Raw genomic sequence first — 15,467 nt, 5'->3', positions numbered from 1 at the left:
CCCTGCGGGCCTCCCGGGCGTGACGAGCGTTACGCCCGTCCCCCGTCTCCCACCCTGGACCCATGCCCCTACCCGCCGGTACGGTAATGCTCTGAGCAAGCGCTTAGACAGATGGACCTGCCTGGAGGTGGCGGCGTGCGCCGTACGTTGTTCAACGAGGATCACGAGGCGTTCCGGGAGACCATCCGCGCCTTCATCGAGGCCGAGGTCGTACCGGTGTACGACGAGTGGTTCGCGGCGGGCCAGGCACCCCGCGACTTCTACTACAAGCTCGCCGAGCTCGGCGTCTTCGGCATCCGCGTCGACGAGGAGTACGGCGGCGCGGGTATCGACTCGTACAAGTTCGAGGCCGTCCTCTACGAGGAGACCGCCCGCGCGGGCGTCGCCTTCGGCGGCTCCGGTGTGCACGTGCTGCTCGGCCTGCCGTACCTCAAGCTGCTCGCCACCGACGAGCAGAAGAAGCGCTACCTGCCGAAGTTCGTCTCCGGCGAGGAGATGTGGGCCATCGCGATGACCGAGCCGGGCACCGGCTCCGACCTCGCGGGCATGAAGACCACCGCCAAGCTCAGCGAGGACGGCACGCACTACGTCCTCAACGGCGCCAAGACCTTCATCACGGGTGGCGTGCACGCCGACCGCATGATCGTCTGCGCCCGCACCTCCGCGCCGACCAAGGAGGACCGCCGCCACGGCATCTCCCTCTTCGTCGTGGACACCAAGGCGGAGGGCTACTCGGTCGGCCGCAAGCTCGACAAGCTCGGCCTCAAGACCTCCGACACCGCCGAGCTCGCGTTCGTCGACGTGAAGGTCCCCGTCGAGGACCTCCTCGGCGAGGAGAACAAGGGCTTCTACTACCTCGGCCACAACCTCGCCTCCGAGCGCTGGGGCATCGCCTTCGGCGCCTACGCGCAGGCCAAGGCCGCCATACGCTTCGCCAAGCAGTACGTGCAGGAGCGTGTCGTCTTCGGCCAGCCCGTCGCCGCCTTCCAGAACACCAAGTTCGAGCTGGCCGCCTGCCAGGCCGAGGTGGACGCGGCCGAGGCCGTCGTCGACCGCGCCACGGAGGCCCTCGACGCCGGTGAGCTGACCCCCGCCGAGGCCGCCAGCGCCAAGCTGTTCACCACCGAGGTCGCCCACCGCGTGATCGACCGCTGCCTCCAGCTGCACGGCGGCTACGGCTTCATGAACGAGTACCCGATCGCCCGCCTGTACGCGGACAACCGCGTCAACCGCATCTACGGCGGCACCAGCGAGATCATGAAGACGATCATCGCCAAGGACATGGGCCTGTAAGGTCCCCGCAATTACCGGCAAGTAGAAAAGGTGCCATGAACCAGGCACTGAACGATCTCCTCGATCTGCTCGACCTGGAGCAGATCGAGGAGAACATCTTCCGCGGCCAGGCCTCCTCCCGGGCCGGCCTCGTCCCACGGGTCTTCGGCGGACAGGTCGCGGCCCAGGCGCTGGTCGCCGCCGGGCGTACGGTCCCGGCGGACCGGCACGCCCACTCCCTGCACGCGTACTTCCTGCGGGCCGGCGACCCGGGCGCGCCCATCGTCTACACCGTCGAGCGCATCCGCGACGGCCGCTCCTTCACCACCCGGCGCGCGGTCGCCGTCCAGCACGGCCGCCCGATCTTCGCCCTCTCCGCGTCCTTCCAGACGTACGAGGACGGCCTCGACCACCAGACCCCGATGCCGCCCGCGCCCGACCCGGCGGCCCTCCCCACCTCGGCCGAGCGCCTGCGCGGCTACGAGCACCTGCCGTCCGCCGTGGTGGAGAAGTTCCTGGAGGCCCGCGAGGCGATCGACCTGCGGTACGTCGACGAGCCGCCGTACGGGAAGTTCGGCGAGCCGCGCGAGCCGCACAGCCAGGTCTGGTTCCGCACGAACGGCAAGCTCGACGACGACCCCCTGCTGCACGTCGTCCTCGCCACGTACGTCTCCGACATGACCCTCCTCGACTCCGTGCTGCTCGCGCACGGCCGCGGCGGCTGGGCCGTCGGGGACGTGGTGGGCGCCTCGCTGGACCACGCCATGTGGTTCCACCGGCCGTTCCGCGCCGACGAATGGCTGCTGTACGACCAGGAGTCCCCGTCGGCCCACGGCGGCCGCGGCCTCGGCCAGGCCCGGATCTACACCCAGGACGGTTCACTGGCCATCTCCGTGATCCAGGAGGGCGTGGTCCGCGTTCCCCGGTGACCCCCGGGGCCTGCCACCTCGGATGATCACTTTCGGTGATCGTCCGGGGTGCCGTCCGGCTTGTCCGATATTAAGCTCTATGAGTGAAATGCCGCACAGTGCATGTGCCGCATAGCGGACGTGCCGCGTAGCGGACGTATGTCCGGCAGAAAGGTATTTCCCATGCGAGTACAGCGCGCGAGGCGTCTCGCCGCGATGTCCGCCGCCGGCCTGCTGCTGGCCGGTGGCGCGGCGGTCGGCGCCGCGGGTACCGCCTCGGCGGCGGTCCCCGCCTCTCACCAGAACGTCGTCACCGGCGGCTTCGGCTGCAACTCCCGGTTCGGCGGATTCAACAACGGCTGCGGTTTCCGCAACTTCGGGTTCGTCGGCGTCGTTCCCGTCGTCCCCGTCGTGGTCGTCCCCACCGTCGTCACCGGCGGGTTCGGTGGATTCGGCGGGTTCGGCGGATTCGGCTTCAACGGGTTCGGCTTCGGCTGAGCGGGCCGAGCGTCAGCAGACCAGGAACAGCTGAGGGTCTAGGGCCAGGCCACGATGTGCGGCTCCCGCTTCCGGGGGCCGCACATCGCTCTGTCAGGCCAGTCCCGCCTCGGCCAGCAGATACGCGGTCATCGGGTCGTAGTGGCGCGGGCTGAGCACATGGTCGTCGAGCGGTACGGCCACCTGGAGGGTGCCCTCCGACTCGGCGAGGAACAGCGCCGGGTCGTTGCAGTCGGCGTAGCCGACCGAGTCCAGCCCCGCCTGTGCCGCGTAACCCGCCCAGCCGTGGTCGGCGACGACCAGGTCGGGCAGCGGACGGCCCTCGCGCTCCAGTCCGCCCAGGACGGCCTTCATCGGCTCCCCGGAGTGGGTGTGCCACAGCGTGGCCCCGTGCTCCAGCACGGCCACGTCGGCGAACTGCATGACGTACCCCTCGTCCGTCTGCAGCCCGTCCGGGATCACCACGATCTCGCAGCCGGCGGTGCGCAGCGCGGCCGCCGTCGCCCGGTGCACATCCAGCAGGCCGCCCGGGTGACCGGTCGCGAACAGCACCCGCTGCTGCCCCTCGGCCGCCTTGCGCAGCCGCGCCGCCAGCCGGTTCAGCCCGTCCACGGTCAGCTCGGGGTCGATGGTGTCCTGGCCGTACCGGTACTCGGCGTCGTCGTTCACCCCGACCCGCTCGGCCATCACGGCCAGGACGTCCTGCTCGTCGGTCCAGCGGTCGCCGAGTTCCAGTCCCAGCCACCAGTTGCGCTCGCCGTTGGCCAGCTTGCGGTAGTGGAGCAGGTTGTTCTCGCGGGGTGTGGCGACATCGCCCGCGATACGGGTCTTCACAAGGTGCTCGACGAGCTCGGCGCGGCTGGGTGTCCCGGGTATCGGCATGCCTACATTGTGAGGCAGGGCGCTGTGCGATTCCCCGGCGTATCGCCCGCTGGGACGTGGGTCACTCACCCCTGACGGAGCGCGAACCACAGCTCCATCCGCACGTCGGGGTCGTCGAGTTCGGCGCCGAGGAGCGATGCGCAGCGGGCGATGCGCTGCCGCACGGTGTTGCGGTGCACGCCGAGCGCCACCGCGGTGCGGTCCCAACTGCCGTGCAGGGAGAGCCAGGTGCGCAGGGTCTCGGTGAGAGCGGGATGTTCGGCGAGCGGGCCGAGGACGGCGCGGGCATGGTCCTCGGCTTCGTGCGGCGGTACCAGGTCGGCGAGGCCGGTGCGGGTGCCGTGGCGGACCAGGGGGGTGCGGGTCGCTCGGGCGCGGGCCAGCGCGCGGGCCGCTTGGGTGTCGGCGGCGGTGAGTTGCTGCGGGCTGACTGCGTCGCTGGCGCCGAGGGTCCAGCCGGGGTGGGGTTCGGGTGCGCGGTCGGCCGGGAGCAGGATGCGGACGACCTCCCCTCCGGGGTCGATGAGGGTCGAGCCGAGTGCGGCGCCCAGTGCGGTGGTGGCCAGGAGGTCGGGCGGGTGCGGGTGGTTCGTGGCTGATCGCGCCCCGCGGCGGAGCCGCAGATCGACAGGGCCCCGCGCCCCTGGGTTGGCAATGTCCCGTCGCTCGATCGCACAGGCATGTACGACGAACCACTTGTCGCCCTTGCCCAGTAGGGGAGCCACCTCTTCCGCCGTGCCGCCCAGGAGCAGTCGTACCAGCGCGGCGTTGCGGGTCGCGCCCGAGTCGCTGTGCTGTTCGCCGGTGAGGAGGGTGAGAAGGACCGCGGCGACCGAGGCGATCGTGTGGTCGCCGGGGTCGCGGCCCGAGGTGGCCACCCCGAGGACGAAGCCGGTGCCCAGGGCGTAGGCCGCGAGGTGGGTGCCGGCGGTGGCGTGGGTGGCGGAGGTGGGGGTGCCGGGGCCGGACGGGCGTACGACCTCCGCGAGCTCGGCCAGCGAGTCGGGGAGCGGTGCCGCGGGCTCGCGGCCCGCCGACGCGATCTCCGTGCCCTCCGGGCCGTAGAGGGCCGTCCAGCCGCCGAGCCGGTTGGCCAGCTGCCGCAGCACCGAGGGGACCGGGTCCGGGCGGGAGGCGGCGGCCGCGAGGCTCTGCTGGGCCTCCGTGACCCGGCGCAGCTCGGCCAGGCGGGCCTGGGCCAGCAGCTGCCAGACGGCGCGGGCGACCGCGGTGAACGGGGTCTGCGGCGGGACCTCGATCAGCGGGAGGCCGTGGCGGTCGCAGGCGGCGACCAGGGCGCGCGGGACCGTGTCGTGGACGGGGGCGAGTCCGAAGCCGAGGGCGGCGCCGCCCGCCGCGACGATCCGCGAGACGTAGTCGTCGAAGTAGGTGCCCGAGCCCGCCGCGTCCGGGATGTGCACCCCGGCCGTCAGCAGCAGCTCGCCGCCCAGCAGATACGGGTACGGGTCGGCCATCTCCGAGGTGTGGGCCGCGTGGATCACCAGGGAGGGGTCGGACGGGCCGGCGATCCGGCGCAGGGCCAGGTCCTCGCGGGCCAGGAGCGCCGCGAGGGGCACGGCGGGCGTGGGGGGAACCGCGGGATCGGGCATGGTGTGCGTTCCCTCCATTCCGTACGGCTCGAATGGATGAAACGTACACTTCGCAGTCGCTTTCCGGCCACCTAGTGTCGATCCGCATCAGCCGACTCCGCGTGCTCGACCGAAGGAGGGCCCATGGCCGTCGACTACACAGTGATCGTCCTCTATCTCGCCGGGATGCTGGCCATGGGCTGGTGGGGGATGCGGCGCGCGAAGTCGAAGAGCGATTTCCTGGTCGCCGGGCGCCGGCTCGGGCCCGCCATGTACTCCGGCACCATGGCCGCGATCGTCCTCGGCGGCGCGTCCACCATCGGCGGTGTGGGACTGGGCTACCAGTACGGGCTGTCCGGCGCCTGGATGGTCTTCACCATCGGCCTCGGGCTGCTCGCCCTGTCGGTCTTCTTCTCGGCCCGGATCGCCCGGCTCAAGGTCTACACCGTCTCCGAGATGCTGGATCTCCGGTACGGCGGCCGGGCCGGGGTCATCTCCGGCGTGGTCATGTGGGCGTACACCCTCATGCTCGCCGTCACCTCGACCATCGCGTACGCCACGATCTTCGACGTCCTCTTCGACATGAACCGGACCGTCGCGATCATCCTCGGCGGCTCGATCGTCGTCGCCTACTCGACGCTCGGCGGCATGTGGTCGATCACGCTGACGGACATGGTCCAGTTCGTGGTGAAGACGATCGGCGTGCTGCTGCTCCTGCTCCCCATCGCGGTGGTGAAGGCCGGCGGCTTCGGCGAGATGAAGGCCAAGCTCCCCACGACGTACTTCGACCCGCTGGGCATCGGCGGCGAGACGATCTTCACGTACGTGCTGATCTACACCTTCGGCATGCTCATCGGGCAGGACATCTGGCAGCGCGTCTTCACGGCGCGCGGCGACCGGACGGCGAAGTGGGGCGGCACGGTCGCGGGCACGTACTGCCTGCTCTACGCTCTCGCCGGCGCGGTGATCGGTACGGCGGCCAAGGTGCTGTACCCGAAGCTGGGCAGCCCGGACGACGCCTTCGCGACCATCGTCAAGGACGAACTCCCCATCGGAGTAAGGGGGTTGGTGCTGGCCGCCGCGCTCGCCGCCGTGATGTCGACGTCCTCGGGCGCGCTGATCGCCTGCGCGACCGTCGCCAACAACGACATCTGGTCGCGGCTGCGGGGGAGGGCCGGGTCCGGTGAACGGGACCACGACGAGGTGCGGGGCAACCGCGTCTTCATCCTGGTCATGGGCCTCGGGGTGATCGGTACGGCCATCGCCCTCAACGACGTCGTCGAGGCGCTGACCGTCGCCTACAACCTGCTCGTCGGCGGCCTCCTCGTCCCGATCCTCGGCGGGCTGCTGTGGAAGCGCGGCACGGTCCAGGGCGCCCTCGCCTCCGTGATCGTCGGCGGCCTCGCGGTGATCGGCCTGATGGCGGGCTACGGCATCCTCGCCAACGAGCCCGTGTACTACGGCCTGTTGGCGTCCCTGGCGGTCTATGTGGCCGTCTCGCTGGTGACGAAGCCGACCGACGCGGCCGTGCTGGCGAACTGGCGCGAGCGGCTCGCGGGCCGGGGCGCTCCCGAACTCGTGTCCGAGCCGGTCCCGGCCCACCAGTAAAGTCGGAGACAGAAGCAGCACATACGCAATGAAGCGTATGAAAGCTTTGGAAAGAAGGCATTCCCTCATGAGTGGCAACGAGACGCCCCGCGGTCCCGTCGACTCCTCCCGCATCCCGCGGTACGCCGGTCCCGCGACCTTCGCCCGGCTGCCCCGCCTCGACGAGGTCGGCCGCGCCGATGTCGCGGTCGTGGGCGTGCCGTTCGACTCCGGTGTCTCCTACCGGCCGGGCGCCCGCTTCGGCGGCAACGCCATCCGCGAGGCGTCCCGGCTGCTGCGCCCCTACAACCCGGCGCAGGACGCGTCCCCCTTCGCGCTGGCGCAGGTCGCGGACGGCGGCGACATCGCGGTGAACCCGTTCAACATCAACGAGGCGGTCGAGACGATCGAGGCCGCGGCCGACGAACTGCTCGGCACCGGTGCCCGTCTGATGACCCTGGGCGGCGACCACACCATCGCGCTGCCGCTGCTGCGGAGCGTCGCCAGGAAGCACGGCCCGGTCGCGCTCCTCCACTTCGACGCGCACCTCGACACCTGGGACACCTACTTCGGCGCCGAGTACACGCACGGCACCCCGTTCCGGCGGGCGGTGGAGGAGGGGATCCTGGACACCTCGGCCCTCTCGCACGTCGGCACCCGCGGGCCGCTGTACGGCAAGCAGGACCTGGCGGACGACGAGAAGATGGGCTTCGGCATCGTGACCTCGGCGGACGTGATGCGCCGGGGCGTGGACGAGGTGGCCGACCAGCTGCGGCAGCGCATCGGCGACCGCCCTCTCTACATCTCGATCGACATCGACTGCCTGGACCCCGCCCACGCCCCCGGCACGGGCACGCCGGAGGCGGGTGGTATGACGTCCAGGGAACTGCTGGAGATCCTGCGCGGACTCTCCGCCTGCCACCTCGTCTCGGCGGACGTCGTCGAGGTGGCCCCCGCGTACGACCACGCCGAGATCACCTCGGTGGCGGCCTCGCACACGGCGTACGAACTGACCACGATCATGACCCGACAGATTGCCGAGGCGCGCTCGAAGTGACTCACGACCACGACCTGGTGCTCCGCCCGACGGAGGCGCAGACGGCCGCAGCCCTGAATCCTCCCGCCGGCCGCAACGGCGGGGACCTGGTCGTGGAGACCCTGGCCGGGCTCGGCGCGACCACCGTCTTCGGCCTGCCCGGCCAGCACGCCCTCGGCATGTTCGACGCCCTGCGCCGCTCCTCCCTGCGCTATGTCGGCCTCCGGGTGGAGAACAACGCGGGCTTCGCGGCCGACGCGTACGGCCGGATCACCGGCGAGGCGGCCCCGCTGCTGCTCTCGACCGGCCCGGGCGCGCTGACCTCGCTCGCCGCCCTCCAGGAGGCGGCCTCCGCCTCCGCGCCCGTCCTGGCGATCAGCAGCCAGATCCCCACGGCGGGCCTCGGCGGCGGCCGCCACGGCTATCTGCACGAACTCCCGGACCAGTCGGCCTCCTTCCGGGGCGTGGTGAAGTCGGTCCACACGGTCCGCACCCAGTCGCAGATCCCGTCCGCGCTCGCGGCGGCCTGGAAGTCGGCGCTGACGGCTCCGCACGGCCCGGTGTGGGTGGAGATCCCGCAGGACGTGCTCCTCGCGGAGACGGCGATCCCGGTGGTCACGGCGGTCGACGCGACCCCGGAGGAGCTGCCCCCGCGCCCCGAACTGACGGCGGTCGCGGCCGACTTGCTCGCGCGCGCCGCCCGCCCGGCGATCATCGCGGGCGGCGGAGTCGTACGGGCCGACGCGTCGGGCAAGCTGAGGCAGCTGGCCGAGACGCTGAACGCCCCGGTCGTCACCACCTACGGCGGCAAGGGCGCGTTCCCCTGGAACCACCCCCTCTCGCTCCAGTCCTGGCTGGAGGACCGGCACACCACGGACTTCCTGGAGGACGCGGACGTCCTGCTGGTGGTCGGCTCGGGCCTCGGCGAACTCTCCTCGAACTACCACACGTTCAGGCCGCGCGGCCGGGTCGTCCAGATCGAGGCGGACCTCGGCAAGCTGGAGTCCAACCACCCGGCGCTGGGCATCCACGCGGACGCCCGCCTCGCGCTCCAGGCGCTGCTGGAGACGGTGACCCCACGCGAGGACCCGTCGGCCCCCGAGCGGGTACGAACCCTGCTCGGCAAGGTCGCCGACCGTATCGCCTCCCAGGAACTCACCCTGGAACAGGACGTGCTGGCCTCGGTCCGGCGCGCCCTGCCCGCCGGCTCCCCGTCCTTCTGGGACATGACGATCCTGGCGTACTGGGCGTGGTCGGCGTTCGACGCGCAGTCCCCGAACCTGATGCACTCGGCCCAGGGCGCCGGCGGCCTCGGCTACGGCTTCCCGGCGGCACTGGGCGCGGCCGCCGCCGACCCGACCCGCCCGGTGCTGGCGGTGTCGGGCGACGGCGGAGCCCTCTACTCCATCGCGGAGCTGGCGACGGCGAAGCAGTACGACCTGCCGGTGACCTGGCTCATCGTCGACGACGGCGGCTACGGCATCCTGCGCGAGTACATGACCGACGCCTTCGGCGAGGCCACGGCGACGGAACTGACCCGCCCCGACTACGTGGCCCTGGCGGAGTCCTTCGGCGTCCCGGGGGTCCGCACGACCCCTCAGACCTTGGAGACGGACCTCGCGAAGGCCCTCGCCACCCCCGGCCCCTCGGTGCTCGTCCTCCCGGCCCTGCTGCGGATGTTCGCGCCGACGCACCTGGGCTGAACACCCGCCCTCCGGAGGGCGGGTGTTCAGCAGGCCCCCGGGCCCACCCCGTCGATACGGCCGCCGAAGTCGCCGCCGTACTGGGAGCGCCAGTCGCCGTTGTAGACGTCGCGCTTCTCCTGCGGGTCCCAGTTGATGAAGCAGGCGCGGGTGGAGGCGACGAAGGAACCGACGTTGTCGTGGAGGTTCGGCGGCATGTCGCGGTAGCCGCTGCGGGACGTCCACTCCCAGTAGTCGCCGCCGAAGCCCTCACCGCTCCAGAAGCACACCGAGCCGTCGGGACAGGAGGGGGCGGCGGCCGTATGGGCGGCGGCGCTCTGCGCGGGGACGACGAGTGCGGTCAGCGCGAGGGCGGCGGCGAGGGACCAGGTGCGAAGCTTCACGGGACTCTCCGGAAAAGGGAGTTGGGGACACCGCGGCGGAACCGCCGGGGTGTCCCCATGCTCCTGGGCGATCACCGGGACACGCCCGAGCCCAAGATCGACTTCACCGGTGTGAGGGAAGTAGTACGACCGGTCCGCCTACCAGATCGCGTCCACCCACTCCGGGTGGTCGATGAACGGGTTCCGGTTGTGCTGGTAGGTGTTGTAGATGACGTCGTTGCGGTTCTCCTCGAAGGAGTCCGGCGGGTCCTCGTCGTTCCACTTCTTCAGGATCGAGAGCTTGCCGATGTACGGGTTGGAGCCGTTGTTGACCTTGTCGTCGGGCTCCAGGTCCGCGAACCCGTCGTCGCCCTCGTAGCGGACGGCCATGTAGAGGATCATGCGGGCCACGTCGCCCTTGACGGCGTCGCGCGGCTCGAAGGAGTCCGAGTCGACCTTGCTGCCGCCGCTGTTGGTGAAGGTGGAGCCGCCCTCGTCGAAGTCGAGGTTGCCGCGCTTGCCGTTGACCGCCACGTCCTCGGGACGGATGTGGTGCAGGTCCGTGCCGGGGCCGGTGGAGGTGGTGAGGTCGCCGTGCGAGATCGCCCACACGTGCTCACGGTTCCAGTCGCCGCTGTCACCGCCGTTGAGGGACTTGCTGCGCGAGATGCCCGAGTACAGCAGGATCACGTTGCTGCTGTTGTTCGGGTCCTGGTCGGTCTTCTTCAGGGCGTCCCAGAGCGCCGAGTACGACAGCTTCGTGACGTTGGCGCTGATGATCGTGTGCAGGGACGACTTGAGGCTCGTACCCGTCTTGCCGATCGCGTTCTTGTAGTACGTCGAGTCGTACGCGGTCGTCGTGGCGGCGGCCGGAGTCGCCGTCAGCGCCGGGGCGGTCAGTCCGACCAGGACGGCGGCGGTGGTCAGGGCCACCGACTTCCAGTGCCGAGTGCGTGTCGCCAGCATAAAGAGTGTCCCATCTACGCGGGTTGACTGGGCGGCAAGAAGGAGAGTGACATGAACATGAGGACGTACAGGTAAACGGGACGTAAAAAGAGGCCCCCGACCGAGTGGTCGGGGGCCTCCTGCGGTGCCGGGACTACGTCAGCCGACGTCCGACGGGTCCAGCCGGTAGAGCGAGGAGGTGCTGCTCTGCGAGGACGAGGAGGACGAGGAGGAAGAGCTGGAGGACTTCGAGCTCGAACCCGAGCTGTTCGTCGTGCTCTTGCTGTACGCGCTCTCCTTCACCGCCGTGCCGTGCTTCTGCACCCACGCGGTCACCTCGGAGCTGAGCGTGTTGTTGCCGCCCATGCCCATGCCGCTGCTGCCGACCTGGATGTAGTGCAGCTTGCCCGCCTTCACCAGCTCCTTCAGCTTGGCGACGGTCATCGCCTTGTCGGATCCGGTGAAGCCCCACATGGAGATCACGGGCTCCTGCGTGCTCAGCTCGATCTGCGCCGCGGACTGGGAGTTGGAGACGGCCAGCAGCCATGTGGCGCCGTCCATGTGCTTCTTCAGGTAGGCGATCAGGTCGCTGCTGACGCTGCCGCCCATGCCGCCACCGCCGCCCATGCCGCCGCCGAAGCCGCCGCGCGTGCTGTCGCTGCCGGTGCCGGTACCGCCGGGCATCTCGCCGGTGCCGGTGCCGGTACCGCCGGGCACCTCGCCGTTTCCGGTGCCGCCGCTCGGGAGTTCGCCGGTGCCGCCGCCGGGCGTCATCTGGCCGCCGCCGGTGCCGGTGCCCGTGCCGCCGGGAGCCTGGCCGTTCATGCCACCGCCCGGGGCCTCGCCGTTCGTACCGCCCGGGAAGCCGCCGCCCATCTCGCCGCCGGCCTGGCTGTTCTGGCCGCCGCCCTGCTGGGTGCCGCCCGGCATCTCGCCGCCGCCCGGGAAGCCGCCGCTCCGGTTGCCGCCGCCCCCGCCGGGGCCGCCGCCCATGCCGTTGCCCGTGGAGGGGCCGGCCGTCGGGTTGGTGCCGCCCATCATGCCGCTGGAGGAACCGAAGGCGGGCGAGGCGGCGTACGCCGTCGGACCCGCCAGGGCCGCGACCACGGCCGCCGCCAGCGAGGCCGTCAGCAGCCGGGCCTTGTTGCCCGAGCGGAAGAGGATCATGCCCACGATGCCGGCCACGGTCAGCACGCCGATCGTCGGCCACAGCCAGGTGTTCCAGCCGGAGGCCCGGCGCAGCAGGACGATCGCCCAGATGCCGGTGATGCCGAAGGCGGCCGGGAGGACCCAGATCCACCTCTTGTCCTCGCGGAACGCCTGGAGCAGCATCACGCCACCGCCGCCGCACAGCACCGCGATGCCGGGGGCGAGCGCGGTCGTGTAGTACGGGTGCATGGTGCCCTGGGCGGTCGCGAAGATCACGTAGTGCAGCAGGGTCCAGCCGCCCCACAGGACCAGCGCCATGCGCCTGAGGTCGGTGCGCGGGGCGCGGCCGCACAGCACCAGGCCGCCGACGAGCGCGATGACCGAGAAGGGGAGCAGCCAGGAGATCTGGCCGCCGAGGATGTCGTTGAACATCCGGCCGAGGCCCGCGGAGCCGGAGAAGCCGCCGCCCCCGCCACCGCCGCCCCCGCCGTTGCCCTCGCCGCCGAAGACACGGCCGAGACCGTCGTAGCCCATGATCAGGTCCCAGGCCGAGCCGTCCGTCGAGCCGCCGATGTACGGGCGGTCGGAGGCCGGGACCAGGGAGACGGCGATCGCCCACCAGAAGCTGGAGACGGCGAGCACCACCGCGGCGAGCGCCAGGTTGACGATCCGCTTCACCCAGGGGGCCTTCGACGCGTACAGGTAGAGCGCGAAGACGGCCGGGAGCGCGATCCAGCCGGCGAGCAGCTTGGTGTTGAAGGCGAGACCGAAGCACGCCGCCGCGCCGAGCAGCGGCAGCAGCTTCTCGTCACGGGTGGCCCGGAACGCGAGCGCCGCGCCCGACACCATCAGGAAGACGAGGAGCGTGTCGGGGTTGTTGTCGCGGTTGATCGCGACGGTGATCGGGGTCAGTGCCAGCACCAGCGCGGCGACGGTCGCCGCGCCGTGGCCCCACACCCGCTTCACGGTGGAGTGCAGGATCCAGATCGTGGCGAGGGCGGCCACGACCTGCGGTGCCATCATCTGCCACGTGCCGAAGCCGAAGATCCGGCTCGACAGGCTCATGACCATGGTCGCGAACGGCGGTTTGTCGACGGTCAGGAAGTTCCCCGGGTCGAGCGAACCGAAGAACCAGGCCTTCCAGCTCTTCGTGCCGGCCCAGATGGCTCCGCTGTAGAAGGTGTTCATGCTGGAACCGGAGAGGTTCCAGGAGTAGAGCACCGCCGCCAGGATCAGGATCGCGATCAACGCGGGCAGCGACCAGCGCGGTGCCTTGTCCGGCAGGGGAGCCGCGGGGGTCGCCGTGGGCGGTGCCCAGTCGGGGGACACGGTCGTGTGGGGGGTGGGATCGGTGGCAGATGTCACCATCCCAACATGCAGACAGGTGATGGGCGAGGGCTGTGCTGATCCTGGGAGCAGCCTGTGGGTCGGTGAGATGTGGGTAAGAGGGGCCCCGCACCTCCGGAGCGGCGCGGGGCCCGGTACCGGCTCAGCGCACGCGGACCGACAGGCGGTAGAAGCGCGTCGTCTGGGCGGCGTTCTGGTTGTCGTCGCTGACGAGCAGGACCTTGTACGCGCCCTTCTCGCGGCCGGTGACGACCATGCCCTCGATGTTGTCGAGGAGCGGGTTGGACTGCGGCTGCTTGGCCGTGGCACCCAGCGACGGGCAGGTCGCGATGTCCGTGAGCAGGGTCTTCCTGATGAGCCGTACGCCCGCCTGCCCGGTCAGGTTCTCGATGCCGCTGGTGTCCGTGGCGTGCCGCGGGTCGGCGAGGTAGAGGCGGACGGTGTTGCCGACGCCGGAGGTGAAGCCGCGCTCCAGGACCAGCAGGCGGCCGTCGGGGAGGGCCTGCACCTCGGGGACGCCGAGGATCGGGTCGTCGGTGCGGTAGGCGTACTGGGCCGACAGCCTGAAGTGGTCGTCCTTCGTCCGCGTCCAGGTCTGGAAGCGGACGATCCCGGCGGTGTCCCCGGCGATGGCGTACTCCATGGAGGCCAGCAGGGTGCGGCCGCCGTTCAGGAGGGTCAGGCCCTCGAAGGTCTGGTTGCCGGTCGCCCGCCCGGCGGGGGACACGAGCAGCGAGGCCGGCACGGGGAGGCGGTCCAGGATCCTGCCGTCCACCGAGTAGCGGCGGACGGACGGTTCGGTCTCGGAGGTGATCAGCCGTGTGCCGTCCCGGTCCACGACCAGGCCCTCGGAGTCGAGCGCGGCGCCCTTCTCGTCGGCGAGCCCGACGACCGACTTCGGCGCGAGCGTCCTCGCGTCCAGGTCGAAGAGGTAGGACCGGTCGGCGAGGGCGGCGAGGGAGCCGTCCTTGTCCACGGCGAGCGCGGAGAGGTTGCCGACGAAGTAGCCGTCGAAGGTCGTCTTGTCGAGGGCGTCGGAGAAGCCGTCGATGGAGACGGAGGGCGAACAGGCGTTGGCGGACGTGGTGTCGGCCGTGGCGGCGGCGGGCCCGGCGGCGGACAGACAGGTGGCCGCCGCCAGGCCGGCGGTGACGGTGGCGAGTACGGTTCGCAGGCGCATGGCCGTCACCGTAGGGCCGAACGGTGAAGGGCGGGAGACCCGCTCGTGAAAGGTCGCCCCGTAGGTCAGCTCGCGGCCAGATCCTTGTGGATGACCTTCGCGACGGCCTGGATCGTGTTGATCCCGTAGGCCATCGTGCTGTTGTCGTGGGTCAGCACGGTCATCTGGTAGTCGTGTCCGCCGCCGCTGAAGGTGCCCAGGCTGTGCACCCGCCAGCCGTGCGTGGAGCGCTGCAGCCAGCCGTTCTTGACGTGCACGGAGACGCCGGACGGGACGCCGTACGGAGTGCCCCACCGCTGGGACGAGATGACCTGCCCCATCAGCTTGAGGATGTAGGCGCGCGCACTGTCGCTCAGCACGGTGTTCTTGGCGGTGACGAGCGCGAGCAGCTTCTGCTCGTCGTGCACGTCGATCTGGGTCAGCCCCCAGTAGTTGTTCGCGCCCGGGGTCGTCTGGGTCATCCCGGCGGCGGTCAGGAAGCCCTTGATCTTCGTCAGGCCGAGCTGCTTCCACAGCTTCGAGGTCGCGTCGTTGTCCGACTGGGTGATCATGGCCTTGGCGAGCGACTGCTCGGTGGTCGTGAGGTAGCGGTTGTGCTTCTTCGCGTCCCACAGCAGCGTGGCGAGGACGGTCACCTTGACCGTGCTGGCCGAGTCGTAGTGCGTGGTGGAGCGGAGGGTGCAGGTCGTCTTGGTCGACCGGTCGTACAGCCCGACGGCGACCGTCCCCGTGCGGTTCGCGAGGGCCGCCGTGATGTCCTTCTTCAACTTCGCGGCGAGGCCCGCCTTTGCCGACGTACAGCTGACGGTGGGCGTGGCGGCGGAGGCGGGCGCGGCGGCCACGCCCGCGGCGAGCGCGGCCCCGCCGACAACCGCCGCCAGCACTCTGGCGCGTCTGGGTATCCGGTGAGTCATGCCCGGATTGACTCAGGGGTTCGCGCGAAAGGTTGTACGAGTGCGGCGTTTTTGGAGAGTCGTTTACGGAAGCGGAACACCCGGGGCCCCGCCCC

At 70.8% G+C, this 15,467-nt stretch carries 13 protein-coding genes; 6 read left to right on the top strand and 7 right to left on the bottom strand.

Annotated elements, in window-relative coordinates; translation table 11 throughout:
• Positions 1-135: 135 nt before the first annotated feature.
• The 3 genes from AB0D85_RS33625 to AB0D85_RS33615 all read left to right on the top strand — a co-directional run bounded on the left by AB0D85_RS33625 (position 136) and on the right by AB0D85_RS33615 (position 2,678).
• Positions 136-1,293, top strand: a complete 1,158-nt coding sequence (locus tag AB0D85_RS33625) for an acyl-CoA dehydrogenase family protein (RefSeq protein WP_362328595.1) — start codon at positions 136-138, stop codon at positions 1,291-1,293.
• 35 nt (positions 1,294-1,328) lie between these two features.
• On the top strand, positions 1,329-2,201 hold the full coding sequence (gene tesB, locus AB0D85_RS33620) for an acyl-CoA thioesterase II (protein ID WP_362328593.1): 873 nt from the start codon (positions 1,329-1,331) through the stop codon (positions 2,199-2,201).
• 162 nt (positions 2,202-2,363) lie between these two features.
• Complete coding sequence (locus tag AB0D85_RS33615; protein WP_362328591.1) at positions 2,364-2,678, top strand: hypothetical protein; 315 nt, start codon at positions 2,364-2,366, stop codon at positions 2,676-2,678.
• A 93-nt stretch (positions 2,679-2,771) separates the two neighbouring features.
• Here the strand turns inward: AB0D85_RS33615 and AB0D85_RS33610 are convergent, their stop codons facing one another.
• Positions 2,772-3,560 (bottom strand): phosphatase, encoded by a 789-nt coding sequence (locus tag AB0D85_RS33610; protein WP_362328589.1) that lies wholly within the window; start codon positions 3,558-3,560, stop codon positions 2,772-2,774.
• A 65-nt stretch (positions 3,561-3,625) separates the two neighbouring features.
• Positions 3,626-5,170, bottom strand: coding sequence for a PucR family transcriptional regulator ligand-binding domain-containing protein (locus tag AB0D85_RS33605; protein ID WP_362328587.1), 1,545 nt, complete (start codon positions 5,168-5,170; stop codon positions 3,626-3,628).
• Between the two features lie 123 nt (positions 5,171-5,293).
• On the opposite strand from AB0D85_RS33605, the gene AB0D85_RS33600 reads away from it, so the two are divergent.
• The 3 genes from AB0D85_RS33600 (at position 5,294) to AB0D85_RS33590 (ending at position 9,475) form a co-directional block, all read left to right on the top strand.
• Positions 5,294-6,757, top strand: a complete 1,464-nt coding sequence (locus AB0D85_RS33600) for a sodium:solute symporter (RefSeq protein WP_362328585.1) — start codon at positions 5,294-5,296, stop codon at positions 6,755-6,757.
• A gap of 67 nt (positions 6,758-6,824) precedes the next feature.
• Positions 6,825-7,793 carry an agmatinase gene (gene speB / locus AB0D85_RS33595; RefSeq protein WP_362328583.1) on the top strand — a complete coding sequence of 323 codons (969 nt, stop codon included), beginning with the start codon at positions 6,825-6,827 and terminating at the stop codon, positions 7,791-7,793.
• The gene (locus AB0D85_RS33590; protein WP_362328581.1) at positions 7,790-9,475 is read left to right on the top strand and encodes a thiamine pyrophosphate-binding protein; all 1,686 of its coding nucleotides are present in this window, start codon (positions 7,790-7,792) and stop codon (positions 9,473-9,475) included. The genes speB and AB0D85_RS33590 overlap by 4 nt, the downstream gene beginning before the upstream one ends.
• 26 nt (positions 9,476-9,501) lie before the next feature.
• Here AB0D85_RS33590 and AB0D85_RS33585 read toward each other — a convergent pair whose 3' ends face one another.
• The 5 genes from AB0D85_RS33585 to AB0D85_RS33565 form a co-directional block, all read right to left on the bottom strand.
• Positions 9,502-9,858 carry a peptidase inhibitor family I36 protein gene (locus AB0D85_RS33585; protein WP_362328579.1) on the bottom strand — a complete coding sequence of 119 codons (357 nt, stop codon included), beginning with the start codon at positions 9,856-9,858 and terminating at the stop codon, positions 9,502-9,504.
• Between the two features lie 138 nt (positions 9,859-9,996).
• Positions 9,997-10,803: an endonuclease gene (locus AB0D85_RS33580; protein WP_362328577.1), complete on the bottom strand. Its 807-nt coding sequence runs from the start codon at positions 10,801-10,803 to the stop codon at positions 9,997-9,999.
• Between the two features lie 138 nt (positions 10,804-10,941).
• The gene (locus AB0D85_RS33575; protein WP_362328575.1) at positions 10,942-13,296 is read right to left on the bottom strand and encodes a glycosyltransferase family 39 protein; all 2,355 of its coding nucleotides are present in this window, start codon (positions 13,294-13,296) and stop codon (positions 10,942-10,944) included.
• A gap of 124 nt (positions 13,297-13,420) precedes the next feature.
• Positions 13,421-14,458, bottom strand: coding sequence for an esterase-like activity of phytase family protein (locus AB0D85_RS33570; protein ID WP_362328573.1), 1,038 nt, complete (start codon positions 14,456-14,458; stop codon positions 13,421-13,423).
• A gap of 65 nt (positions 14,459-14,523) precedes the next feature.
• Positions 14,524-15,372 (bottom strand): serine hydrolase, encoded by an 849-nt coding sequence (locus AB0D85_RS33565; RefSeq protein WP_362328571.1) that lies wholly within the window; start codon positions 15,370-15,372, stop codon positions 14,524-14,526.
• Positions 15,373-15,467: the final 95 nt, after the last annotated feature.

This window comes from Streptomyces sp. NPDC048277, assembly GCF_040652235.1.
In the GTDB taxonomy this organism is placed as follows: Bacteria; Actinomycetota; Actinomycetes; order Streptomycetales; family Streptomycetaceae; genus Streptomyces.
This window is presented reverse-complemented; position numbering and strand designations above follow the sequence as displayed.

Excerpts from the sequence above, each read along its gene's own strand:
- AB0D85_RS33600 (WP_362328585.1), top strand. The coding sequence starts at position 5,294 with ATGGCCGTCGACTACACAGTGATCGTCCTCTATCTCGCCGGGATGCTG.
- speB (WP_362328583.1), top strand. The coding sequence starts at position 6,825 with ATGAGTGGCAACGAGACGCCCCGCGGTCCCGTCGACTCCTCCCGCATC.
- AB0D85_RS33570 (WP_362328573.1), bottom strand. The coding sequence starts at position 14,458 with ATGCGCCTGCGAACCGTACTCGCCACCGTCACCGCCGGCCTGGCGGCG.
- AB0D85_RS33565 (WP_362328571.1), bottom strand. The coding sequence starts at position 15,372 with ATGACTCACCGGATACCCAGACGCGCCAGAGTGCTGGCGGCGGTTGTC.
- AB0D85_RS33610 (WP_362328589.1), bottom strand. The coding sequence starts at position 3,560 with ATGCCGATACCCGGGACACCCAGCCGCGCCGAGCTCGTCGAGCACCTT.
- AB0D85_RS33580 (WP_362328577.1), bottom strand. The coding sequence starts at position 10,803 with ATGCTGGCGACACGCACTCGGCACTGGAAGTCGGTGGCCCTGACCACC.
- tesB (WP_362328593.1), top strand. The coding sequence starts at position 1,329 with ATGAACCAGGCACTGAACGATCTCCTCGATCTGCTCGACCTGGAGCAG.
- AB0D85_RS33615 (WP_362328591.1), top strand. The coding sequence starts at position 2,364 with ATGCGAGTACAGCGCGCGAGGCGTCTCGCCGCGATGTCCGCCGCCGGC.
- AB0D85_RS33605 (WP_362328587.1), bottom strand. The coding sequence starts at position 5,170 with ATGCCCGATCCCGCGGTTCCCCCCACGCCCGCCGTGCCCCTCGCGGCG.